The 25,112-nt window shown below is 68.0% G+C and carries 12 protein-coding genes; 3 read left to right on the top strand and 9 right to left on the bottom strand.

Features of this window, described 5'->3' with window-relative positions:
* Positions 1–223 precede the first annotated feature (223 nt).
* From ACFQ0E_RS12990 to ACFQ0E_RS12975, 4 genes are all read right to left on the bottom strand, one after another.
* Positions 224–2,092: a proprotein convertase P-domain-containing protein gene (locus tag ACFQ0E_RS12990; RefSeq protein ID WP_386824771.1), complete on the bottom strand. Its 1,869-nt coding sequence runs from the start codon at positions 2,090–2,092 to the stop codon at positions 224–226.
* A gap of 651 nt (positions 2,093–2,743) precedes the next feature.
* The gene (locus ACFQ0E_RS12985) at positions 2,744–5,623 is read right to left on the bottom strand and encodes a proprotein convertase P-domain-containing protein (RefSeq protein ID WP_386824437.1); all 2,880 of its coding nucleotides are present in this window, start codon (positions 5,621–5,623) and stop codon (positions 2,744–2,746) included.
* A 170-nt stretch (positions 5,624–5,793) separates the two neighbouring features.
* Positions 5,794–6,615: a hypothetical protein gene (locus ACFQ0E_RS12980; RefSeq protein ID WP_386824435.1), complete on the bottom strand. Its 822-nt coding sequence runs from the start codon at positions 6,613–6,615 to the stop codon at positions 5,794–5,796.
* A 119-nt stretch (positions 6,616–6,734) separates the two neighbouring features.
* Positions 6,735–8,828, bottom strand: coding sequence for a TonB-dependent receptor plug domain-containing protein (locus tag ACFQ0E_RS12975; RefSeq protein WP_386824434.1), 2,094 nt, complete (start codon positions 8,826–8,828; stop codon positions 6,735–6,737).
* Between the two features lie 361 nt (positions 8,829–9,189).
* Between ACFQ0E_RS12975 and ACFQ0E_RS12970 the strand changes: the two genes are divergently transcribed.
* The gene (locus tag ACFQ0E_RS12970; protein WP_386824432.1) at positions 9,190–9,354 is read left to right on the top strand and encodes a hypothetical protein; all 165 of its coding nucleotides are present in this window, start codon (positions 9,190–9,192) and stop codon (positions 9,352–9,354) included.
* Between the two features lie 568 nt (positions 9,355–9,922).
* Complete coding sequence (locus tag ACFQ0E_RS12965) at positions 9,923–12,850, top strand: winged helix-turn-helix domain-containing protein (RefSeq protein ID WP_386824430.1); 2,928 nt, start codon at positions 9,923–9,925, stop codon at positions 12,848–12,850.
* A gap of 120 nt (positions 12,851–12,970) precedes the next feature.
* Here ACFQ0E_RS12965 and ACFQ0E_RS12960 read toward each other — a convergent pair whose 3' ends face one another.
* The 4 genes from ACFQ0E_RS12960 to ACFQ0E_RS12945 form a co-directional block, all read right to left on the bottom strand.
* Positions 12,971–14,785, bottom strand: coding sequence for a S8 family serine peptidase (locus ACFQ0E_RS12960; RefSeq protein WP_386824428.1), 1,815 nt, complete (start codon positions 14,783–14,785; stop codon positions 12,971–12,973).
* Between the two features lie 582 nt (positions 14,786–15,367).
* Positions 15,368–17,173 (bottom strand): S8 family serine peptidase, encoded by a 1,806-nt coding sequence (locus ACFQ0E_RS12955; RefSeq protein ID WP_386824426.1) that lies wholly within the window; start codon positions 17,171–17,173, stop codon positions 15,368–15,370.
* 475 nt (positions 17,174–17,648) lie between these two features.
* Positions 17,649–18,701, bottom strand: coding sequence for a trypsin-like serine protease (locus tag ACFQ0E_RS12950; RefSeq protein ID WP_386824425.1), 1,053 nt, complete (start codon positions 18,699–18,701; stop codon positions 17,649–17,651).
* 477 nt (positions 18,702–19,178) lie between these two features.
* Positions 19,179–20,546 carry a trypsin-like serine protease gene (locus tag ACFQ0E_RS12945; RefSeq protein ID WP_386824424.1) on the bottom strand — a complete coding sequence of 456 codons (1,368 nt, stop codon included), beginning with the start codon at positions 20,544–20,546 and terminating at the stop codon, positions 19,179–19,181.
* Positions 20,547–21,487: 941 nt separating this feature from the next.
* On the opposite strand from ACFQ0E_RS12945, the gene ACFQ0E_RS12940 reads away from it, so the two are divergent.
* Positions 21,488–24,403, top strand: coding sequence for a winged helix-turn-helix domain-containing protein (locus tag ACFQ0E_RS12940; protein ID WP_386824422.1), 2,916 nt, complete (start codon positions 21,488–21,490; stop codon positions 24,401–24,403).
* A gap of 29 nt (positions 24,404–24,432) precedes the next feature.
* Here ACFQ0E_RS12940 and sufT read toward each other — a convergent pair whose 3' ends face one another.
* Positions 24,433–24,984, bottom strand: coding sequence for a putative Fe-S cluster assembly protein SufT (gene sufT / locus ACFQ0E_RS12935; RefSeq protein WP_137852215.1), 552 nt, complete (start codon positions 24,982–24,984; stop codon positions 24,433–24,435).
* Between the last annotated feature and the right edge of the window lie 128 nt (positions 24,985–25,112).

Genomic DNA, 25,112 nt, shown 5'->3' with positions numbered 1-25,112 from the left:
AAGCCGGCAGTGCCGGCGAAAGGCGGACGATCGTGTCCGCGAAAGGCATCGTGTCCGACAGCCCCTTGCAGCCCTGCGGCGTCCATCACGGAGGCCGCATGCCGCCTGTCGGAAGAGGCGCTGCCGCGTGCAAGCGGAGCGCAGGCAGGACAGAGGGCGGCCGGCAGGACCGACCGCCCCCTCCTGCACGCATGACGCGATGGCTCACGCCATCAGTCTGGCGTCAGAACGTGATGCTCCAGCTGTCGATGCGGCCGGTGTCGGCCGTCGCGGCGTCGCGCACGCGGAGGTTCCACGTGCCGTTCAGCGCTTCGCCCGAGAGGTTCACGTTGAACGTCTGGTTGACGTTGTCCGCGCTGCCGCCCGAACGGTTCAGCAGGTTGTACACCGAACCATCCGGCGCCACGAGGTCGACCACCAGGTCACCGCGATATGTGTGGATGATGTTCACCGCGACCGGCGTGCTGGCCTGGCCATTGCCGGTGCGACCGCTCACCGCGATCGGGCTGCTGACCGTGGCATTGTCGTTGATCGCGTAGTCGGTGCCGTTGCTGTACGTCTGCACGCCGACGGGGCCCGAGCCGGTGAAGTTCTGGCCGGTGACGTTGGCGCTGTTCACGGTGACGCTGCGGCTGGTCGGCGAGAAGGTATAGCCACTCAGCGACGGCGTCAGCGTGTAGGTGCCGTTCGACAGGCCGCTCAGCGTGTAGGCGCCGCTGCTGTTGGTCGTGGCGCTGGCCGAACCGGTGCTGACGATGACGTTCGCGATGCCGGCGCCGGCACTGGTGGTGATGGTGCCGGAGATCGAGTACGTCGGCGTGGTGCTGCCGCCGATGCCGTCGAGCGTGGTCGCACCGGTGTTGCCCGCGTCGAGCCAGTTGCTCAGGCGCGTGCTGTTGGTGCCGCCGCCGGCCCAGGACACCGAGACGCGACCGTAGTAGTCCTTCATCGACGCTGCGGGCGCGCCGCAGTACGACGGACCGCCGTGCAGCTGGCCGATCACGCGCTTGTCCGGGCTGTACAGCGGGGAGCCTGAGGAACCCGGTTCGGTCACCGAGATGCCGCCGGCCCAGGACGCTTCCACGTGGGTGGTGCCGGTGCCGCCGCCATAGGCGACCGTGCGCGTGGCCGTGGTCGAGTGCGTGATGCGCTTCTCGCCGCCGTTCGGGTGATGGATGCCGGTCGAGCCGGGGAATTCGACGCTGCGACGATCCCAGCCGGCCCAGTAGACGTTGTAGGCCGCCGGCGCCGGATCATCGAGTTCGAGCAGGGCGAAATCGCTGGTGGCGTTGCTGGCGCGGAAGAAGGCGCCGGTCAGCGACTGGGCGAGCGAACCGTTGCCGTTCTGGCCGCTGGCGGTGCTGCCCGGCACGCGGCAGGTGGAGTTCTGGTAGTTCCAGTAGGTCACCAGCGACGCGGCGTTGGAGCTGCTCAGGCCGCAGTGGTTGGCGGTGAGGAAGTACATCTTGCGGTCGTTCGCGGTGTTGTTCACCAGCGAACCGGTGCAGAAGATGCTGCCGCCGGTGGAATACGCCGCGACCGCGCGGATCTGGTCGCGCCACGCATCGCCGGCCGGGCAGACCACGTCGGTGTTGCAGCTGCCGGAAGTGCCGCGGGTCTGGAACACCGAACGACGACCGGCCGCGATGTTGCGGAAGCCGGCGTAGTCGTGGCCAACCTGGGTCAGGCGCAGCTTCAGCTGGTCCTTCATCGCGCGCGGCACGACCACTTCGATCACGGCCTCGTCGCCGTCGACGATCGGGGTCCACAGCTGGCCATGGCTTTCGTTGTCGGCGTCGGTGTAGGTGCGCACCGGGGCGGCGCTGGCGGCACGTGCATCCGACACCGGATAGACCATCAGGCGGCCGCCGACGGGCATGCGGAATTCGGTGAAACCGAAGTTGAGCGACAGCGCGCCCGGGGAGGACACGCGCATGCGCCAGACGAGATGGTCATCGTCCAGCGTTTCCCAGGTCCCGGTGTTGGCCGTGGTGTAGTTCACCTTGATCGGCGCAGCGAAGCGGACCGGCAGGCCAAGACGATCGCGCTGGCGATCCTCGGCGTTCAGGCGGACGAGATCGACGGCGGGCATCCTGCGCACGTCGACGCGATCGATGGAACGGATCGCGTGCCCGGAGGAGGCGGGTCGATGCAGCGTATCCGCCGCGTGTGCGGACACGGTCACCCCGAGAAGCAACAGCAAAGCGGCACTCAATGTTTTCACTGACATCACTCCTTGTGATTCCTTGTGATTGGCTTGTCGCCGGACATCGCCCGGACGGCAGGCGCCTCTGGGGCATCCTTGCCGGACCCGCAGCGCTGGTTCACCGCATCGGACGCCGATGCGGCGAATCCACGCTAGCAGCCGCGCCGGTCGCGGCAAGCGATTGGGATCACACTTCCGCAGTCATTGCCGATTCGCATCACGGACAACGCATTCGATGCCTGCGTGCAGGTCTGCATGGCGGTCTGCATGGAGACCGGCATCCGTGCGCCCCGGGAATCGACCCGACACTGTTGGCGATTGGCCTACACGGTTCGCACGATCTTCAACGGCTACCGTATCCGGCATACGGTGTTGACGCACGGCAGCATCGTTCTGCGCGAATCCTTTTCGGGACATCGGCGCGGGACACGATCGCCCTTCGAAAAAGGGCAGGCCAAAAAAAGAGCCCCGACTCGCGTCGGGGCTCCAGGTTCGGCCCGGTTCCTTCCGGGCCTCTTCATCCAATCGCCTTCCTGATCAGAAGGTGATGCTCCAGCTGTCGATGCGACCGGTGTCGCCACCGGCGTTGTCGTTCACGCGGAGCGTCCAGGTGCCGTTGAGCGGCTCGCTGGAGAGGTTGACCGTGTAGGTCTGGTTGATGTTGTCGGCCGAACCGCCGGTGCGGTTGTGCAGCACGTACACCGAACCGTCCGGCGCGATCAGGTCGACCTTCAGGTCGCCGATGTAGGTGTGGACGATCGCGACCGCGACCGGCGTGCTGGTCGGGGCGTTGCCGCTGCGACCGGACACCGTGATCGTGCTCTGCACCGTGGCGTTGTCGCTGATCGCGACATCCGTGCCATTGGTGTAGGTCTGCACGCTGCCACCGCCGCCGGTGGAGTAGTCGCCGACCAGGCTCACGCCCGAGAAGGTCGAGTACGCCTTGACGCGGACGTAGTACGTGCCGGCCTGCGGCGCGGCGATGGTGCAGGTCTCGGCATTGCCGCCGAGGTACGGACGGCAGTCGTACACGGTGTCGGTCGGCGCGCTGCCGAACTTCACGTACAGGTCGGCATCACCGGTGCCGCCGGACATCGTGAACGTCAGGTTGGTGGCGCCCGCGGGCACGACCATCGTGTAGTTCAGCGAGTTGCCGGTGCTGGCACCGAGGCCGGTGACGGGCACGCCCTTGGTCAGGGTGGTGCCGCCGCTGGTGGCGGTGCCGGTGAAGTTCTGGCCGGTGACGTTCGCACCGCTGACGGTGACGCTGCGCGTGGCCGGCGAGAAGGTGTAGCCGCTCAGCGACGGGGTCAGCGTGTAGGTGCCGTTCGCGAGGTTCGAGAACGTGAACTGGCCGCTGGCGTTCGTCGTGACCGAGGTGCTGCCGTTGCTGACGCTGACGCCGCTGATGCCGGTGCCGCCGCTGTTGGAGATCGTGCCGGACACCGAGAACGTGGTGGCCGACGCGGTGCCGGTGAAGTTCTGGCCGGTGACGTTCGCGCCGTTGACCGTGACCGCGAGGCTGGTCGGCGAGAAGGTGTAGCCGCTCAGCGACGGGGTCAGGGTGTAGGTGCCGTTGGCCAGGCCGGAGAACGTGTACTGGCCGCTGGCATTCGTCGTGACCGAGGTGCTGCCGTTGCTGACGCTGACGCCGCTGATGCCGGTGCCGCCGCTGGTGGCGATGGTGCCGGAGATCGAGTACGTGGTGCCGCCACCGCCGGTGCAGGCCGGGAACTTGAAGTCGGCGATGCGCGTCTGCCAGCTGCCCGACGGGCGATACATGCCGACGAACCAGAAGGTGCAATCGTCGACCGGATCCACGGTCATCTGGTAGTAGTCGCCCCAGCGGCCCGAGGTCTCGACGGCAGCGCCGACGGCGACTTCGTTCTCGCCCAGCGACATCACGCCGGCCGGATCGGCGGCGGTGCGACCGGTGTAGCCCAGCGTGGCGAACTTGGTCGGCGTGGTCGTCTTGGTGACGTTGTAGCCCATGCCGATGTTGCCGAACTTGTCCATGGCGATCGTGCCCATCAGGTGATGGGTGCTGCTGTCGCCCGGGCTGAACGTGCCTTCCTGGTGCAGGGTCCAGTTACCGCTGCCGACGCGGCGCAGCTCGAACCAGCGCACGCCGGAGTCGACCACGGTGCCGCTGCGGGCCGGATCCTGGTTGGTCGCGAGCGTGCCGACCAGCGCTTCATGGGTGCCCATGTTGCGGTAGACGAGCTGGTTGAGCAGCACTTCGCGGATCGGGTCGAGGCGCGAGGTGGAACCCGGCTGCGGCACGGTGGCGAAGGTGCTGTAGTCGCGGAACCAGCTGTTGAACTCGGTGATCGCGACGCGCGGCAGCGTGGTGATGCCGCTGTTCGCCGGCGTGTTCCAGTCGATGTTCAGCTCGTACAGCTCGATGAAGTCCTGGCTGCCGTTGGCGCTGGCGCCGGCATGGGCTTCGTCGTCGTTGTGACGGGCGAGGACCTGCTTGCGGCCCGACGGCGCCGCGGTGGTGCCGTAGAAGGTCGACGGCGTCATGATCTGGAAGCCGTAACCCGCCAGGTTGGCCACGCTGCTGAAGCGCTGGGCCGGACGGGCGGTGGCGCCGTTGAGCATGTTGGCGCGGTCGAAGGCGTAGATCTCGGTGCCGGCCTGGCTGCCTTCGTTGGTGCCGCACACGTAGGCGTCGTTCCACACGCCGCAATGCGGGTAATCCGGCAGCACCGGGGTGGCGTAGCGGTAGAACCACCAGCCGCCGCTCACCGGATCGGAGGTCTTCGACACGAAGGTGCACAGACCGGTGTCGTCCATGGTCAGCATGAACCAGCGGCCGGCCTGGCGATCGTAGTGCAGCAGCGGGTCGCCGCGATCGCTGGTGCAGGAGTTGCCTGCGGGCGCGAGCGAGCCGAAGGTGGTCGGACCGGACACCAGTGTGCCGGACTTGTTGTAGACGTTGAAGTAGGTGCCGCTGCCGCCGCTGTTGACGGCGTAGATCACGTGGTTCGCACCGACTTCGACGACCGGATCACCCGGGCTCACGCCGGTGTTCGGGTTGTTGATGCTGACGCGGCTGCGCGCGGCGACATTGCCCTTCAGGCTGCGCGCACGCGGGCTCTTGTCCCACAGCGTCTGCAGTTCGGGCAGGCGGTCGCGAGCGGTCGGCTTGTCGGCCGGCGCATGCGGCAGCTTGCTGCCGATCGGCGTGTACTGGCGGCGGTGCGCCTCGCGGATGCCCATGCCGGGCGTCCACGGCTTGGCCTTGGGCAGATTGCGCAGGTCGACTGCGATATTGTGCGCCGAGACCGGCTGGCCGATCTGCGGCCTCCCCGGATTGGCCTTGCCGCCGGACGGCTGTGCCGCCATCGCCGCGCACGGCAACAGCAGCATCAGCACGGCGGCCTTGGCCCCCTTGATCATCGCTGATTTCATGTCTGAGTCCTCGATTTCGTCTTGTGTGTGTGCAACACGGCCATCCCACCGGCCGTGCAACGGGCAACGCCTGGAACAATCGATCGTGTGACGACACAGCAACAGCAAGCACGCGCTCGCGCTTCGCATCCAGGGCATCCAGCCCATGTGCGAGGCGTCGGCGGGCCTTCTTATTCGGGGTCGATGAACACGCCGCGCCGTTGCAGGCGCAGCTCGTTCAGCAGACTCCGCATTTCGATCCGCGCCTTCTGGTCGCCGGCCTTCGGCTGGCCGACGATGGCGGTCGCGGTCTTGTTCGGTTCCTGTCCATCGAGATGACGGACTGTGAGGGAATAATCGGTCGCGAACTGGTGCGACGTGGACAGGGTCACTTCGGCGTCGAGCCTGTCGCCGACATTGAGGGTGACGCTGCCGGTGCGACTGGTGAAACGCTGCAGCGAGCCCGCGCGCGCGCCGTCCTGCAGCGACACCTCGATCCGGCCTTCGTCGCTCTGCGCCTGCACGGTGCCCTGCGTGCCGATGACCTGGATGCGGCCCGGCCCGGTCTTCAGGTCGATGTCGCTGCGCAGGCCGCGGGCCTCGATGTCACCGATCGCCGCATCGACCGAGAGCGCGTGGCCCTGCGGCACGTACAGCACCAGGTCGATGCGCTGGCCTTGCGCGAGGGCGACGCCTGCGGGCAGCGTGGGCGCGACCACGAAGCGGCCATCGCGCACGGCCGGCGCGAAACCGAACGTCGCCGCACCCTCGGGCTGCTGGATCGTCGAGCGGATATCGAGCTGATGCTCGTAGCCGCCGAAGCGCATGAACACGCTGCCGTAGGGATTGACCACCGCGATCGGCACGCCCGCAGACAGCTTGAAGCTCTGGTCCTGCCGGATGGGTTCCGCCATCTGCGCTTCGGCGCCCTCCTGCACGGGTGCGCTGCCGTCCTGCGCACGCGCATGCGGCGCCCCTGCGGCCAGCAGCATCATCGACAACAGCGGAAGCACGGCGCATCGCATCATTGGAACTCCTCGTATCTTCTGATCTGGCTTCCTGGACCATCGACTCCGCAACCGGACCGCATGGCGGGGACTGCGTCGTCCAGCCGCATGTCGTGCGGAACCGATCAGAAGCTGTAATCGGCGGTCAGGATGAAATTGCGGCCCGGTTCGTCGAGACCCGATCCGTGCTCGCGGTAATGCTTGTCGCCCAGGTTCTCGGCACGCAGCGCCAGTTGGAAGCGATCGCTCGCCTTCCACGAGACGCGCGCGTTGACGGTGCCCCAGCCACCGGTGCCGTTGGGATTGATGCGTGGATCGATGCGATCGCGCGAGCTCAGGCGATCCTGCTCGCTGGCGTAGAGCACGTAGGTCTCGACGCCCAGGGATTCGCGGACCTGCCAGCGCGCGCCGACCTTGCCGTACAGCGGTGGAATGCGGTCGGCCGGCATGGTGCCGCCGGTGTCGACATCCTCTTCGCCGCGCGTCCAGGTCGCGGTGGCGTACAGCTCCATGTCCGGCGACGGCAGGCGATACCGCGCGCCGGCTTCCACGCCCCACAGCTGCAGGCGTGCGACGTTGCGGTTCTGCACTTCAAGCGCGGTGCCGACGGTGTTGCCGGTAAGCACGGAAGTGATCTTGTCGCGGTAGTTCATCCGGAAGGCGATGACTTCGCCGCTCAGGCGCTCGCCGCCGAACTTCACGCCGGCGTCGATGGAGGTGACGTATTCCGGCGTCAGGTTCGGGTTCGGCGAGCTGAAGCGGTTGCCCGGACGCGGACCGAACACGCCGAGGTCGAAGATGTTCGGCGCGCGGAAACCGCGACCGATGTTCATCACCAGGCGCGTGTCTTCCGACAGCACGTACGCGATGCCGAGGTTGCCGGTGAGATCGTCCGGCGACAGCGACACGCCGGGCACGCTGCCGCTGCCGGGCACTTCGATGTCGTAGCGGCTGTAGCGCGCGCCGTAGTTGAAGTCGAACTTGCCGACCTTCCAGTCGTCGGCCGCGTAGACGGCCCAGCCGTCCATGCGCGAGCCGTCCGGGAAACGCGGCGCGCGCACGCTGGTGGCGCCTGTGCTGATGTTGCGCCGCGTCTTCGAGGATTCGACCTCGTCGCGGTAGAACTCGAAACCGTAGCTCACATGGTGCCGCTCGCCGACATCCTTGCCGAACTGGCCGGACACGCCGCTGGTCGTGGCGCGGTTGCGCTCGCGGTCTTCGTTGACGGTGCCGAAGTCGCGCAGGCGACGGTCGTCGACCACGATCTGCCGGCCCAGGTGCAGTTCACCGCTGTCGAACAGGGCGTTGGCCTTGTCGATGCGCCAGCGCAGCTGCGCGAAACGACGCGCCTGCGGCTCGAAGAAGAAGGTCGCGTTTTCCGGATTGACCTGGCCGAAGCCCGGCACCAGCGCATCGTGGCGCGGCGTGCGCGGCTGTTCCGAATACTGCAGCGCGAACATCAGTTCATGGCCCGGGGCCACGTCGAACTGCCAGCGGAAATCCGCGCTGCGCTGGGTGAAACCGGTGAAGGCACGCTCGCGGCCGTCGCCCGAACGCAGGTCGTTGACCTCCTGCGACGTCACGCCCAGCGAGAAGCCCATGCCTTCGCGACCGCCGGCGATCTGCGCGCGGCCGATCAGCGAATCGTCGGCACTGGCGGCGATGGCGCGCAGGCGACCATTCCACTGCCAGTCCTGTCCGTCGAAACGCACTTCGGGCGTGAGCATCTGCACCACGCCGCCCATCGCGTCGCCGCCGTACAGCGTGCTCGACGGACCGCGCACGACTTCGATGCGATCCAGGCTCTGGCCATCGACCAGGGCGATGTACTGGTTCGGCGCGTTGCGGAAGATCGAATTGTTCAGGCGGAAGCCGTCGACCAGATGCAGCACTTCCGAGCCCTTCAGGCCACGGACGATGATCACGCCCTGCCCCGGCGTGGTCTGCTGGACGAAGGTGCCGACCTCACCGTGCAGCGCATCCATCGGGGTCTGCGGCGCGGTCTCGCGCAGGCGCTCGCCTCCCACGATCGTCGTGGCGGCCGGGACATGCAGGGTCGATTCGGGGCGCTTGGTGGCGGTGACCTGGATGGTATCCAGGCAGGAGGCGTCACGTTCGGGACAAGGGCTGGATTCGGCGGCGAGCGCCTGGCCGATGGCGATCGACAGCAACGCAAACGAAGCGAGCGCGCGACAGGGAGCGCGGAAGGTGGAACGCATCAATGGAAGAGCCCCGGAGGAGAAGGTCAGGTCAGCAAAGCAATCAAGAGTGTGCATCATCCTGTCGTCGTCGGCGTCCTGCCGCATGTGTATGTCCCGACCGGATGATGGCGATGCTCACGCAAAACAGCCGATGCGCCATCGGTGGCCCGATGGGCGTCGGATGCGAGCGAGGGAGTCGCCGTGTTTCGTTGTCGTGTCCGTTGCGCTGCGAAGCGTCGCAACGGCCATCCGGAACGTAAACGGAACGGACAAGGCAGGTCAATAGCAGGCCCATTGCGTCGCGGCAGGACCAACACCCTGTCGAGGAAATGCGTGCAGCGACAGGACAATGTGCCCGTTGTCGCAGGAAAGGCGTCCGATGGAAGACAACGCGACGCGAATCTTGTTGCAACGCAACATCGGCCTGCGCGACGGCGGCCTCTCGATCGGGCAAAGCGCCAGGCGATGGCACCGGGAAATGGACGCCGGAAAAAAAGAGCCCCGGCAAGGCCGGGGCACAATGACAGCTCGGGGCAAGACTTGAATGCTTCACGTCGAGGGAGGGTGCGGCCCCGCCCCATCCCCGGGGAGGCGATGGAGCGGGACGTTTGCACCGCAACCAGCCTCGCGGGCAAACGCCGGAACGCGAATCCAGTCCGGCCGGGACTGGAGTGCCACCTGCATTCCGTGGACGCATCACACAGCCCGGCACCGGGTCCCGACCTGTTTTGAGATCTCTTTTTTTTCTCAGCGCGTGCGGCGAGAGGGAAAAACGTCCGTCGTTGCGGGCACCATGCGCTCGCAGCGCCTCGCGATGCCGGAGGCGAATGCACCGCGGGGCGTGCGATGCGCCATCGATCGAGCCCGACGCAGGCAGCATGCGCGGGCGCATCCATACGCCTGCGGCTCGCGATGCACGAGACGATGCGCTAGATTCGTATACGCCCGACATGGACGCCGTGCGTCGTCGACAGTCGGCGCTACGGTCGTCGGCTCTGCCGGCGGACTGCAACAGGGGGACATCGACCATCACTCCGGCCGACGCAACGGCGACCACCGAAGCGTCTCGCGGAACCTCGCCCCGGATTCTCCGTCAGGAACCGATACCACCGATGACATCGAGCGCGAGACCACACGCCCAGCCCTGGCCCGAGCACACGACCCGCCTGATCGTGGGCGACCTGCGCATCGACCTGCCCAACCGCCGGGTCGAGCGTCCCGACGGCGTGCGCCAGGAACTGCCGCAGCGCGTGTTCGACCTGCTGCTGGTGTTCCTGTCCGAACCCGGCACCGTGCATTCGCGCGACGCGCTGTTCGAACGGGTCTGGCATGGCGTGATCGTCGAGGATGCCAACCTGACCCAGGGCATCTGGATGCTGCGCAAGGCCTTCGGCGAGGAACGGCGGCAGTGGTTCCGTACCGTCTCGAAGACCGGCTACGTCTTCGAACCGCCCGACGCCGTCCGCGTGGAGGACAGCGAGGGCGAATCCGCAGCGCGGACAAACGCGCCATCCCCGGTCGATGGCGCGACATCGCACACCGCCGCCCCAGTCACGGGCGAGGCATCGAACCCGACCTCGGCCAGCACGATCGACCCACGGCCGAGCACGCTGCATCGCACGCTCGCTGGGGTCATGGCGGCCTGCGTCGCGGTCGTGACCCTCGCACTGCCGGTACTGTCGCTGCCCGTGCTGTCGCCGCGCGATCGCGCCGACGCATCGGCAGGCATCGACACTGCGGCGTCCGCGCGGAAGGTCGCGCCGCCGCTGCGCATCCATCTGTTCGCCGAGCCGCCCGTGGTCGATGCACGCACCCCGGATGGCCTGTGGGCCGCGATGCTGGCCGAGGCCTGGCTGGGCTACAAGCTGGAACTGCTGCCGGAGACGCTCCTGATGCCGCCGGGGTCGTCCAACGGCGCGCACCTCGCGCCGGACGAGCGGCGCATCACGATCCGCGCCAGCGTCGACCCGAAACGACCCGACCAGATCCTGCTGCAGGCGCGCATCGCCGGCGCCGCGCGCCCGGCCTCGCCCGCGCTCGAGGTGCGCGGCCCCGCGAAGGACGCCGTACGACTGGCGGATGCGCTGTCGCAGGAGGTCCTCACGCGACTGCTGCCGACGCATGCGCACGCCCCCTGGCCCGCCCTGCCCCGCGATGTGGTTGCCGCGCGGCGATATGCGCTCGCCATGCAGGCCGCACGCCAGCACGACTGGACCCGCGCGGAACGGGAGGCGGACGCAGCCGCGAGAGCAGCGCCCGCATTCGGCCCCGTGCGTTGGCTGCTGGCGCAGCTGCACTGGCGTCGTGGCGACGTACCCGGCGCGATCGAACTGGCCGCCGAATCGCGCCGCGCCTCGACGCCGTTGCCGGACGATGCCGAACGCGTGTTCGACGCCATGACCAAGACCCTGGATCCCGGGCGTCGCGAAGACACCATCGCAGCGTTCGCCGAACTCGAGAAGACATGGCCCGGGCGCATCGACTTCGCGATCATGCGTGCCCTGATGCTGACCCGCGTGGGTCGTCCGGCGGAGGCGCTGGCTGCGGCCACGCATCCGCCGGACGCATTGCGCGCGCTGCCGGTCGACGTGCGCATCCGCCAGGCGATCGCCTCTTCGGAAGCGACCCTGCTCAAGGGCGATCCCGCCACTTCGCGCCGTCACGCGCAGGCGGCGCTGGCCCTCGCGACGGCGCCCGGCCTGGACCGCGAACGCGGATCGGCGCGACTGATGCTGGCGCGTACGCACCACGCGACACCGGGCAACGCGCCGGCGCCGGAACTGTTCGAACTGGCCGCGGAATCGTTCGCCGCCGGAGGCGAGGCGCCCAGCTCGCTCTACGCGCGATTCCTGGCCGACAACATCCGCCTGGACAAGCGGCCCGAAGTCTCGGAACACCTGGAACCCCTGATCGCCACCGCCCGCAGGCTGCACAACGTCGGCCTGGAGATCGAAGCATTGCGCACCACCGCCTATCGCTTCTACCGTGCCGGCGACCATGCGCGCTTCCGCGAATACCTGCGCCGCGCGCAGGACACCGCGAACCGATCCGACGACCTGAACAGCCAGCGCATCGTCGACCTCGACCTCATGGGCGAGGACTTCTTCATGGCCAACATCTCGAGCGCGCGCGCGCGCATCCGACGCCTGCGCAGCGGCGGGCTCGACGGCACCATCGGCTATCTCGTCCCCCTGCTGGACGCGACGATGACCCTGCACGAGGGCCGCTATCGCGACGCCCTGCAGAACCTCCGCGATGGCGATGCAGCGGGCAGGCAGAAGCCGCCGGCGGTGGTCGAGGCGAACTACGCCTGCGTGCGCGCCGACATCCTGCTCGCGATGATGGACACCGTGGCCGCGCGCCCGCAGATCGATCGCTGCCGCAACCTCGGCAATCCATCACTGCGCGCGGCGGCACGCATGCTCGACGTGCAGACCGATCTCGCCGACGGCGACCTCGAAAGTGCGCGCATCAAGCTGCAGGGCATCGAGAAGGACCTGGCCAGCCTCGCCACGGGCGTGGAACGCTGGTCGCTGGTCAGCGGGATCGGTTACGCCTTCGCGGCCGTCGGCGACTACGATCGCGCCGAGCGCCTGCTGCACAGCGAACTGGACGCGACGCGCGGTGCCGGCTACCTGCTGATGGTCGCGGGCATCGAAACCAACCTGGCCGAGATCGCAGCAGCGCGTGGCGACTGGATGCGCAGCCGGACGCTGGGCTTGAGCGCGCGACGCCGCCTGCCCGGGGACGCGTGGCTGATCAACCAGCGCCTCGACAGGCTGGACATCCTGGATGCGTTGGTCCACGACGATGTCGCGTCCGCGCGTGCGCGCATGGCCTCGCTGCGTACCCGGGCAGAAGCGCTGGACGATCGCCTGGTATTGCGCGACCTGCGCATCCTGGCTTCGATCTCGTCGCCTGGCGCCCGCGACGCGGCCTCGTCGGAAGGCATCGCGCCGCTCGATCCTGCCCAGGTCTACATCGACTGGCTCTACGGACGCCTGCCCAGCCAGCGCGCGACCTCGACCGCTACACGCTGACTGCGCCGGGGGCGGGCAAGCGTGCGGGCCGCACGCACGGAAAAAGCCGCGGGTCTTTCGACCCGCGGCCCGAGGGCGTTGCGAACTTCCTTGTCTGTTGCGCTCCTGATTCCGTTCGAATCAGAAGGTGATGCTCCAGCTGTCGAGGCGGCCGGTGTCGCCCCAGGCGTTGTCGTTCACGCGCAGGGTCCACATGCCGTTCAGCGCTTCGCCGGAGAGGTTGACCGTGTAGGTCTGGTCGATGTTGTCGGCGCTGCCGCCCGAGCGGTTGTGCAGCACGTAGACCGAACCGTCCGGCGCGACCAGGTCGACCTTCAGCTCACCGATGTAGGTGTGCAGGATCTTCACCTTCACCTGCGTGGTCGCCGAAGCGTTGCCGCTGCGGCCGGACACGACGATCGGGCTCTGGATCGTGAAGTTGTCGAAGATGAAGTAGTCGAAGTCGTTGGTGTAGGTCTGGCCGTCTCCGCCACCGCCGTTCGCCGTGCCGGTGAAGTCCACGCCGGTGACGTTGGCGCTGTTCACGGTGACGCTGCGGCTGGCCGGGCTGAAGGTGTAGCCGCCCAGCGACGGGGTCAGCGTGTACGTGCCATTGGCCAGGCCGGTCAGCGTGTAGGCGCCGCTGCTGCTGGTCGTGGCCGAGACCGTGCCGTTGCTGACGGTGACGCCGCTGATGCCGGTGCCCGAGGCGTTGGTGATCGTGCCCGAGACGCTGTAGGTATCCGGCGGGGGCGGCGGGTTCTCGCCACCACCGAAGATCGAGTACAGCAGCTTGTTCGGCGAACCGGAACCGGCGTCCGTGACCTTGCCCGAAGTGGCGTTGTCGACGATCGCGTTGCGGACCTGGGTCGGGGTGGCGTTCGGGTTGTTGGCGAGGTAGAGCGCAGCGACGCCAGCCACGTGCGGCGAGGCCATCGAGGTGCCGCTGATGGTGTTGGTCGCGGTGCTGCTGGTGTACCAGGCCGACAGGATGTTCGAACCCGGGCCGTAGATGTCGAGGCACGAACCGAAGTTCGAGAACGACGAGCGGGCATCGGTGTTGGTCGTCGAACCGACGGTGATCGCGTTCGCAGCGCGGGCCGGCGAGTACGAGCAGGCATTGCCGCTGTTGTTGCCTGCGGCGACCACGACGGTCACGCCGGCGTTGTGCAGGCGATTCACGGCATCGTCTGTCGCCTGGTCGGCGCTGCCGCCGAGGCTCATGTTGGCCACGGCAGGCTTGACGTGGTTCTCGGCGACCCAGTCCATGCCCGCGATCACGCCCGAGTTGGCGCCCGAGCCGTTGCAGCCGAGCACGCGGACCGGATGCAGTTTCACTTCCTTGGCCACGCCGTAGGTGCTGCCGCCGATCGTGCCGGCGACGTGCGTGCCATGGCCGTTGCAGTCGTTGGCGTTGCCACCGCTGCTCACCGCGTCGTAACCGTTGCCCATCCGGCCGGAGAACTGGCTGTGGTTGAGCAGGATGCCGGTATCGATGACGTAGGCATGCACCGTGGACGCAGTGGTGTCGTAGGTGTAGGTCTGGTTCAGCGGCAGGTTGCGCTGGTCGATGCGGTCGATGCCCCAGGTCGCGTTGCTCTGCGACGCGGTGATCGAGACCACGCCGTCTTCCTGGACGTAGGCGACGCGCGGGTCGGCGAGCAGTCGGGCCAGGCCCTTGTCGTCGGCACGGGCGACGAAGCCGCGGAGGACGTTGTTGTAGCTGCGCACCAGCTTGGTGCGATGCTTGGCGGCGATGTCGCGGGCGACGACCGACACGCGGGACAGGCTGCTGCGCTCGTTGGCGAGGCTGGCGGCGTTGTCCTTCAGGACGACGATGTACTGGCCGGGGATCGGCTGCTTGACGGTACGGAACTCGCCGGCGGTCGCGGTCAGCGAGGCGCAGGCCAGGGAGAGGCCCACGGCGGTGGACAGCAGGGTTGTACGGTGATTCACAAGCGCTCCTTCAATCAGGACGTGAAGAGTTGCCAAGTACCGTCTCGTTTCGGACGGCGTGCGTGGGCGGATGCCCGGCGATGCGGTGCAGTCCCGTGCTTCGCATGTCTGGATCTGCATGTCGTTCCGGTCGACACGACCTGTTCGTCCGGCATCCGCGGGACCGAATCTAGGCAGGCCCGGAAAGCGCCACAAGCCGCCGGGAAACAAATAAACATCTGTTTTTTCGAGGAAATATCATCAATTGATATATTGATGAGGCCGACATCGCCCGAGCGGATCGGCGCCAGGAGACGGATGACCGGCAAGCAAGCCATGGCGGCACGTCCCCTCGCCTGTCAGGCGAAGCCTCGTCATCCTCGCGCAAGCGAACACCCAGCCATCAGACCCGGCCACGCCTGGGTGCTGCCTTGCGCGAGGATGACGGCCGCGTCGTGCCTTGCCGCAGCCCGACGCCCCCATCCCGACCTTCCCGTGCATGCGGGGAAGGGGAAAAAAGAACCCCGGCTTTCGCCGGGGTTCTCGGTTCGCAATCCGGATCGGCCGCTGCACGCCGGCCGGTTCCGCGTCAGGACGCAAGGATCAGAACGTCAGGCTCCAGCTGTCGATGTAGCCGGTGTCGTTCACCCAGTTGTCGTTCACGCGCAGACGCCAGGTGCCGTTGAGCGCTTCGCTGGACAGGTTCACCGTGAAGGTCTGGATCACGTTGTCGGCGCTGTCGTTGCTGTTGTAGTTCTTCAGCACGTAGACCGAACCGTCCGGCGCGACCAGGTCCACCTTCAGGTCGCCGCGGAAGGTGTGCTTGATGTCCACGGCCACCGGCGTCGTCGCCGAACCGTTGCCGGTGCGGCCGGACACCGTGATCGGGCTGGTCACCGTGAAGTTGTCGAAGATGGTGACGTTGTTGGCGTTGGTATAGGTCTGGCCGCCGCCACCGCTGTCCTGCGTGCCGGTGAAATTGATGCCGGTGACGTTGGCGCCGTTCACCGTGACGCTGCGGCTGGCCGGCGTGAAGGTGTAACCGCTCAGCGACGGGGTCAGCGTGTACGTGGCGTTGGCCAGGCCGGTCAGCGTGTAGGCGCCGCTGCTGTTGGTCGTCGCCGACACCGTGCCGTTGCTGACGGTGACGCCGGAGAGGCCTGCACCTGCACTGTTGGTGACCGTGCCGGAGATGCTGTAGCTGCCCGGCGGCGGCGTGTCGCCACCGAAGAGCGAATACAGCAGCTTGTTCGGCGAACCCGAACCCGCGTCCGTCACCTTGCCCGAGGTCGCGTTGTTGACGATCGCGTTGCGGACCTGGGTCGGGGTGGCGTTCGGGTTGTTGGCGAGGTACAGCGCGGCCACGCCGGCGACGTGCGGCGACGCCATCGAGGTGCCGCTGATGGTGTTGGTCGCGGTGGTGCTGGTGTACCAGGACGAGAGGATGTTCGAACCCGGGCCGTAGATGTCGAGGCACGAACCGTAGTTCGAGAACGACGACCGCGCGTCGGTGTTCGTCGTCGAACCCACGGTGATCGCGTTCGCGGCGCGGGCCGGCGAGTAGTTGCAGGCACTGGCGTTGTTGTTGCCCGCAGCGACGACCACGGTGACGCCGGCGTTGTGCAGGCGGTTCACGGCATCGTCGACCGACTGCGTGGCGCCGCCGCCGAGACTCATGTTGGCCACGGCCGGCTTGGTGTGGTTGCTGGCGACCCAGTCCATGCCGTCGATGATGCCGGAGAACGAACCGGAGCCATCGCAGCCGAGCACGCGGACCGGGTGGATGGTCACGCCCTTGGCGACGCCGTAGGTGCTGCCGCCCAGCGTACCGGCGACGTGCGTGCCGTGGCCGTTGCAATCCGTGGTGCCGCGACCATCGCTGATGGCGCCATAGCCGTTGCCCACACGGTTGGTGAACTGGCTGTGGGTGCCGAGCAGGCCGGTGTCGATCACATAGGCATGCACGCCCGAGGCGGTGGTGTCGTAGTTGTAGGTCTGGTTCAGCGGCAGGTCGCGCTGATCGACACGGTCGATGCCCCACGTCGCATTGGTCTGCGTCGCGCTGATCGACATGATGCCGTCTTCTTCGACGTAGGCGACGCGCGGATCGGCGAGCAGCCGCGCGAGCGACTTGTCATCGGCACGGACCACGAAGCCACGCAGCACGTTGTTGTAGCTGCGCACCAGCTTGGCGCGGTGCTTGGTGGCGATGTCGCGGGAGACGACCGACACGCGGGACAGGCTGCTGCGCTCGCTGGCGAGGCTGGCGGCGTTGTCCTTCAGGACGACGATGTACTGGCCCTTGATCGGGGTCTGTGCAGCCCGGAAATCCGCAGAAAAGGCCGGAAGCGAGGCACAGGCGAAGGTGGCGGCAACGGCCACCGAAAGAACGGAGTTACGGTAGTTCACAATCGCTCCTCAAATACGTAAATGAGTCGAATCACGCCGGAAATTGTCCATGGATGGACCGGCGCGCTAGTGAGCGGATTGCAAGGCAGAAACGCTGTTGTTGTTTTTATCCGTGATGGACTTGCCCGTATTTCTTATGTGGCATTCGTCCAAGCACCCGCAAGGCGAACAGTAGTCACGTGCTCGGTGGCCTTCAATGTGCACTGCAACATCGCGCAGGATGGTTTTCGCGTCATCTGTCACGGAACAACGGAGAAACGCGCATACCCGGTCGTACTGATAACGAATCATCATGGATTCAAGGGGAACCAGTGGCGAAGAGCGCGGACGACTGCAACATCGCTGCTCGTCATTCCGCAGCGACATCGCAAAACGAAAAAGGCCCCGGCTTTCGCCGGGGCCCGGTGTCGCATCGAAGTGCCGCACGAAACGGCACTCAGGTCGTCGACTCCATGAAACGGAGTCGCCGCTCGCCTCAGTTCGGCGAGCGGGTGGCCTTCATGTTGACGCCCGAGAACGCGCTGTATGCACGCACGCCGATGTAGTACGTGGTGCCGGCGGTCGGGTTGTTGATCGTGCAGGTCTCGGTGTTGCCGCTCAGGTACGGACGGCAGCTGTAGCTGGTGGTGGTCGGCGCAGCGCCGGCGCGGACGTAGAGGTCGGCATCGCCGGTACCGCCGGAAATGTTGACGACCAGGCTGGTGGTGCCGGCCGGGACACTGACGGTGTAGAACGACGACCAGGCGCCGGTCGCGACCGACGGCAGGTTGACGTTGTGCACGACCGTGCCGGTGCCGCCACCGCCGCCGTTGACGTACGAGTCGATCCACGCCTTGTAGTAGGTGACGTTGGTGTAGATCACGTCTTCGCCGCAGTAGGTCGCGCTGCGGCCCGAACGGCTGGTCGCACCCACGAGCAGGCTGCCAGCAAGCGCCGGACCGCCGGAATCGCCCTTGCAGGCGGTGGCGGTGGTGGTGCCGCGGAAGCAGAGGTCACCGGCACCGGTGCCCGAGCAGGTGCTCGGCGTCAGCACGGTGGTGTCGAGCATCTTCAGGTAGCGCGAGCCGGAGTCGCCGCCGAACGGCGAGGTCACCTGCCCCCAGCCGAGCAGGCGCACGGTGCTGCCGACGGCCGGCGACGAGGTGCCGCGGGTGACCGGGGTGATGCCCGAGACCGGGGTTTCGAGTTCGAGCAGCGCGATGTCGTTCTGCGTGCTGTACTGCGGATGGTTGATGCGGCGGATGACGCGGATGACCTGGCCGCCCGAGGTGCGGTCGACCGAACCCACGCGGACCGAGGCAGCGCTGCTGCTGCAGTGCGCGGCGGTGACGACCCACTTCGGCGAGATCAGCGAACCGCCGCAGAACTGCGAGCCGCTGCTGCTGAGCAGGGCGGCCGTCCACGGATAGGAGCCGCTCGGGACGAGGCTGCCGCCGACGATGCGCTGCTGGGCGCTGGCGTGCAGCGAGGTGGCGGCCAGGGTGAGACCGATGGCGGCGAACAGGAACTTGCGGGAAGCATTAACCACTGTGAGAACCCTCCGTGATGCTTGTTGTGATTGGTCTGTCGCATGGCGTGTGCGCATGCGTGGTGGTGCCTGACTGGCCCGGCGGTGCACGCGCGTCGTTCTGTCTGCGACGCTGGGTGTTCCGCTGCGATCTGTCGCTCGATCCGTTCCGCGGATCCGTTCCTGATCGCCGACGCCCGGACGCTGCCGGCACGGCGGGCTTGATAACAGTTGTGCAGGCGCAGCATCGGCGAGTCGCTTATGACGAAGCGCGAAATCAAGACGGGATTCACGGTTTCAAACGAAACCAATTCCTGTCCTGCCGGTCGCGACACGCCAAATTCGGCATTTCTTGTGCAATGCAGCATGGCCTGTGCGTTCATCGACTCGCCTGGAATACGAACCCTGTCGCAGTTGCGCATCACGCCCGCCGAGCGTTCTCCCGTGACCGCGATGCGGCCACGGGAGAGGCTGCCGAACGCCGACGGATCCCGCCGCTCAGGGCTGCGGGAACAGGTAGCGCACGGTGTAGCTGCCGCTGCCGGCGTAGGACAGCACCTGCAGCGCGTAGTAGCCGGCGGTGCCGCTGTAGCTGATCGATTCGCTGGAGGTGCTGCCGTCGCTCTTCGCGACCTGCGTCCACGAAGCGCCGTTCCACTTGAACAGATACAGGTCGAAGTCGGCCGTGGACGGGCCGGTCAGGGTGGCCTGGTAGGTCCCGTTCCCGCCCTGCACGTATCCGGGCGAAGCCGGCACGGTGGCACTGCCGCCGCTGGCCAGCGAACCGCTCTGGGTCAGCCAGTCGCCGCCACCGCTGGAGGCGCTGCCGGAGAAGTCCTGGCCAGTGACGTTGGCGCCGTTGACGGTGACGCTGCGGCTGGCCGGGCTGAAGCTGTAGCCGCTCAGCGACGGGGTCAGCGTGTAGGTGGCATTGCCCAGGCCGGTCAGCGTGTACGCGCCGCTGCTGTTGGTCGTGGCCGAGGCGCTGCCGTTGCTGACGGTCACGCCGGAAATGCCGGCACCCGAGCTGTTGGTGATCGTGCCGGAAATGCTGTAGCTGCCGGGCGGCGTGGTGCTGACGTACTGGCTGATCCAGCTCTTGAAGTAGACGACGCTGGTGTAGATCGCATTGGTCGGGCCGCAGGTGCTGTTGTTGCCGCCGGCACGGCTGGTGGCGCCGACCAGCGCGCCGCCGACGATGGCCGGGCCACCGGAGTCGCCGTAGCACGCGGTCGCCGACGAGGTGCCGCGCACGCACAGGTCGCCGGTGCGGTAGTTGGCGCAGTTCGAGGACGCGATGATCTGGGTGTCGAGCTGCTTGAGCTGCTCCGAACCGCGATCGCCGCCGGCCTGCGGCGTGGTCTGGCCCCAGCCGTACAGGCGGACCGCAGTGTTGGCGCCGGGCGCGCTGGCGGCGATGCCGATGGGCGTGATGCCCGACGCCGGGCTTGCGAGCCGCAGCAGGGCGATGTCGTTGCCGCCGTTGATGTTGCTGGTGCTGTAGCTGGGGTGGACGATCTTCTGCGCGATCGAGATGACCTGCCCACCGCTGCTGCGGTACAGCGAACCCACGCGGACCTGGGTGGGATTGGCCTGACCGGTCACGCAGTGCGCGGCGGTCACGACCCACTGCGGGGCGATCAGCGAGCCGCCGCAGCCCTGCTGGCCGTTCTGCAGCAGCGCCGCGACCCAGGGCTGCGGCGTGGTGGTGAGGCTGCCGCCGACGATGCGCTGGGCGGGTGCCGACGGGCGCAGGGACTCGGTGGTGGCCGGGCGCTGCTGGGCGATCGAGGACGTGGCGGCGACCGCCGCGAGCATCGCCAGGGCGAGCCGTGCCTGACGGGTGGTGCGGGACTGCGATTGCATGGAAGACCCTCCTCAGAATGAATGACGCGAATGCGTTCGTTGTTAGGTGCGGGCGGGCGTGACGGGGCGTGATTGGCCGCCCTGCCCTCGCCCCGTGCCCTCGCCCCATGCCGTGGTGACGGCGCGATCCGGGACCCGTCGATCTGACGCGAGCACGGAGGCGGCGGACGATGTGCTGCCGCTCAAATCTTTCTCAAACACGCCCGGAGGTCGGCGACGAAGAAGGACCCGGAGCGTCGAAGAGCCCGGAGTGTCAAAGAGCCCGGGGTGTCGAAGAGCCCGGCATGTCGAAGGACATGCGCCGGCGAAGCGCCTGCGGCGTCGGCCAAAAAAAACGGCCGTGCGCCCGAGGAGCGCACGGCCGGGACAGGAACGCTCGCCCGGACCCGATGGCCTGGGCGATCCGATGAGGCGACGGGCGCGCGGAACGGTCCACCCTTCGCTTCATCGATGATCGATCGAGCTTCCACCAAAGAGGCCACCGTCCACGGGGTCGGACGGCGGAAACGCATGCTGCAGGGCAGCATCGCCGACGGATGTGCTCGCCGACGGACACGATGAAACGGCGGCGCGGCGCCACGGGCTTCTTCGGAACCTTCAAATTTTTCTCAAATCGGCATCGCGTCACCGGCCGGGCGGACGCATCGCGCGAACATGCAGGCCACATGCAGGTCGCCATGCAGGTCCGCGAAGAGCGATATCACCGATCGCGATATCCACAGGTGCGCAGGCTGCGCATCGCGGATGACACTCGCGTTACGCTTGGGCTGCAGACGACCGACGCCACAAGACGCGGTGCCGACGAAGGGGCGTCGACCGCACGCCGCACCAGCCAGAGAGAGAGCGATGCAGCAGTCCCGCACGATGGGCAGTGATGCGACCCGGTCCCGGCGATCCGCCGGGGCGCGGAACCGCGCACGCCTGCGCAGCGGAGGTCGACGATGACGGCACCGTCGCCGGTGCCCGGGGATGGGGCGATCCTGGTCGTCGGCGATGTGCGCATCGACCTGCGCTATCGCCGCGTGATGCGGCCCGAGGGGCAGGCCGAGCTGCCCCAGCGGATGTTCGACCTGCTCCTGGTGTTCCTGGCCGAACCCGGCGTACTGCATACCCGGGACACCCTGTTCGAGCGCGTCTGGCCTGGCGTGGTGGTCGAGGACTCCAATCTCTCGCAGAGCGTCTGGATGCTGCGCAAGGCGCTGGGCGAACCGCGCAAGCACTGGATCCGCACGGTGTCCAAGCGCGGTTACGTGTTCGAGCCGCCGACGCCCGTGCGCGCGGAACCGATTCCCGCGCTGCAGGCGGACACAGACGAACGCCGGCGCGAGCCCGCGACGGCACAGGCGACCGACGAGGTGGCAAATCCGCCCATCTCCGGGAAGGCCGACGACGCGCCGGACATGCCAGTCGGCGATGGGGCGGTCCCCATGCCGGATGCACCGCCACCGGCAAGGCCCCGGCGTCGCGGTGACACGATCCCGGCGATCCTGCCCGTGCTGGCGCTGGTCGCGATGTGGGCGCTGCTGCTGGCCGCCGTATTGCCGTCGACGCCGCCGCGACAGACGGACGCGATCGCACCCGTCCTACCGGCTACCCGCGAGGTAGTCGTGCTGCAAGCCGACACCGGCGAGGCCGACGACGCGACGCGCGCGCCGGTCGCGCTGCTCGACGCCTGGCTGTCCTGGAAGCTCGATCTGCTGCCGGAGGTGGTCCGCCGCGATGCCCTGCCCCGCAGCCAGGGCCCGGGGACGCGCTGGGTGGTCGTGCTCTCGGCCGAACCGATCGCCGGCAGCCCGGACGGCCTGCTGCTGCGCGCGCGGATCGGCCAGGGCGGATCGGGTGATCGTCGCGATCCGCCCGATCTCGAACTGATCGAACGCGGGACGCACGACGGGTTGTCCGCGGCCGTCGATGCGCTGTCGCAGCGGATCGTCGCGCGCCTGCTGCCGCATCGCGCCGACGCGCGCTGGCCTGCGCTGTCGCTGCCCCCGGACATCGCACGGCGACACGCCGCTGCGTTCGAAGCCCGGCGCGAACGCGACTGGGCGCGCGCACGCAGCGAGGCTGAAGCCGTGGCCTCGGCCATGCCGACCTTCGCCCCCGCGCATCTGGCGCTGGCCGAGCTGTCCCTGCGCCACAACCGCACGCGGGACGCGCTGTCGCACATCGGCATGGCCCGGCGCGGTCTCGCGCCGCTGCCCGCCGACGCGCTGCGCATCCTCGACGCACAGGCCGCCCTGGTCGATCCACGGCGGCAGCCCGAAGCGGCACGCGCCCTGGCGGACCTGTCTCGCACGTTTCCTGCCCGCGCCGATTTCGCGCTGGCCCATGCGCGCCTGCTGCTCCGCAGCGGCGATCCGCGCGCCGCACAGGCCCTGCTGCAGGGCACCGCCATCGACTGGACCCTCGAACCGCAGGAACGCCGCATCCGGCGGCAGCTGCTGCTGACCGAGATCGTCGGCACCCTGGGCGATCTCGACACGGCCCGTACCCAGGCGCAGCAGACGCTGGCCCAGCTCGCGCGCCTGGGGCCCGGCTGGGCACTGGAACGCGGCAGCGTCCGCATGCAGCTGGCGCGCGTGCATCACGGCCAGGCCAGCCAGACGCCCTCGCCCGCGTTGTTCGAACTGGCGGCCGGCGAATTCGAGGCCGCCGGCGACACACTGGGCGCCCGCTATGCGCGCTATCTCGCCGACGAGGCCCGGCGCGGCGTGGCGCCGGGCGAGACACCGTCGATGCGCGTGCTGCGCGAGGAAGCCCGCAGCGCCGGCAATGCCGCGATCGAGACCGAAATGCTGCGCCGAGAAGCGTTCAAGCACTACAACGCGGGATCGCACGGCGAATACCGCCGCCTGCTGCGCGATGCGCTGGAAGTCGCCAACGCGTCCGGCGATACCGCGCTGCAGGATGCGCTGGAGTTCGACCTGCTGAACCAGGATGTCCTGGTCGGCAACCATGCCAGCGCGAAGGCGCGCATCGCCCGGCTCTCACGCGGCACGCACACCGACGAACGCGTGTACTGGGCTGCCGAGTTCGACGCGATGCTGCACCTGCGCGGCGGCGATGTCGCCAGTGCGCAGGCCGCGCTCGCGCGCGCCGAACGCCGGCTCACCGCACAGGGTCGGGCGCTGCCCCGCACGATTGCGGTGCGGCTGGCCTGCGTGCGCGGCGACATCGACCTGGTGCGCGGGGACGTCGCGTCGGCACGACGCCGCATCGATGCCTGCCGTCACGCGGAAGAGGGCTATCTACGCCAGTGGTCGCAGATCCTCGCCGCGCAGGCGGACCTGCTGGAAGGCGATCCGGCCCAGGCCCGCGTGCATCTCGCACAGATCGAGCGCGCGATCGACGACATGCCGCGCGGCACCGATCACTGGATCATGGTCGAGACGGTCGCGGCGCTGCTCGCGCGGGTCCGCGAGTACGACCGCGCGGAGCGCCTGTACGGCACCGCGCTGCAGCGCTGCGAGGATGCAGGCTACGAATTGCTGGCGACCGGCATGCGCATCGGACTGGCGGAGATCGCGATGGCGCGCGGCGATCGGGCGCGCAGCCGCGCCATCGCCGACGAAGCGCGCAGGCAGGCACCATCGGATGCGTGGCTGCTGCAGCGACGCCTGGACACGCTCGATCTCATTGACTCGCTGCACGCAGGCGATCCCGCGCAGACACGTGCGCGCTGGTCGCAGCTGCACGAACGCGCGCGTCGCCACGACGACGGCGTGCTGCTGGCCGAACTGGAATCGCTCGCGCGGGAAGCGGGCTTCGACGAAGCCGTCGGCCTGCGCCGCGACGCGGCATCGCGCGCACTGCCGGGCGCGACGCTCGACTGGCTGTCGACAGACCCGTCACGCTGAGGGCGGCAACGCGGCCGCCCTCGGGTCGATCAAAGCATCCCGGTTTCCAGACGGGCCACTTCCGACATCATCTCGCGGTTCCACGGCGGGTCGAACACCAACTCGACATCGGCCTCGACCACGGTCGGGATCATTTCGATCTTGCCGCGCACGTCCTCGACCAGCACCTCGCCCATGCCGCAGGCCGGCGCGGTGAGGGTCATGCGCACCTCGACGATGCGCGCGCCTTCGTCGCTGCGCTTGATCTCGACGCCGTAGACCAGGCCCAGTTCGACGATGTTGATCGGGATCTCGGGGTCGAAGCAGGTGCGCAGCTGCGACCAGACCAGCTTCTCCACTTCCTCGTCGTCGGCGCCCTCGGGCAGCTCGATCGGCGGCGGCGGTTCCTTGCCGATGGCGTCCGCATCCTTGCCGGCGATGCGCATGAGGTTGCCTTCGACGAAGACCGTCCAGCTGCCGCCGAGGGCCTGGGTGATGTAGCCGACGCTGCCGGCCGGCAGGGTCACGGAATCGCCCTGCGGGACGAGGACGGCGTCGCAGTCGCGCTCGAAGCGGACCGGCTCACTGCTGCGGGAGTACACGGTGAAAGTTCCGTGGATTCAGGTGTTTAGCGGGCCGCCATTGTAGCGGAGCCGGGGCGAGCCTGCCCGGCTTATGGCGTGTCATGCGCCTGGGTTATAAAGGACACACTGTTCAGTATGGACGCTGC

Source organism: Lysobacter brunescens, assembly GCF_042677005.1.
Classification (GTDB): Bacteria; Pseudomonadota; Gammaproteobacteria; order Xanthomonadales; family Xanthomonadaceae; genus Lysobacter_I; species Lysobacter_I brunescens.
The sequence above is the reverse complement of the archived record's forward strand: the minus strand, read 5'-3'. Positions and strand labels throughout refer to the sequence as shown.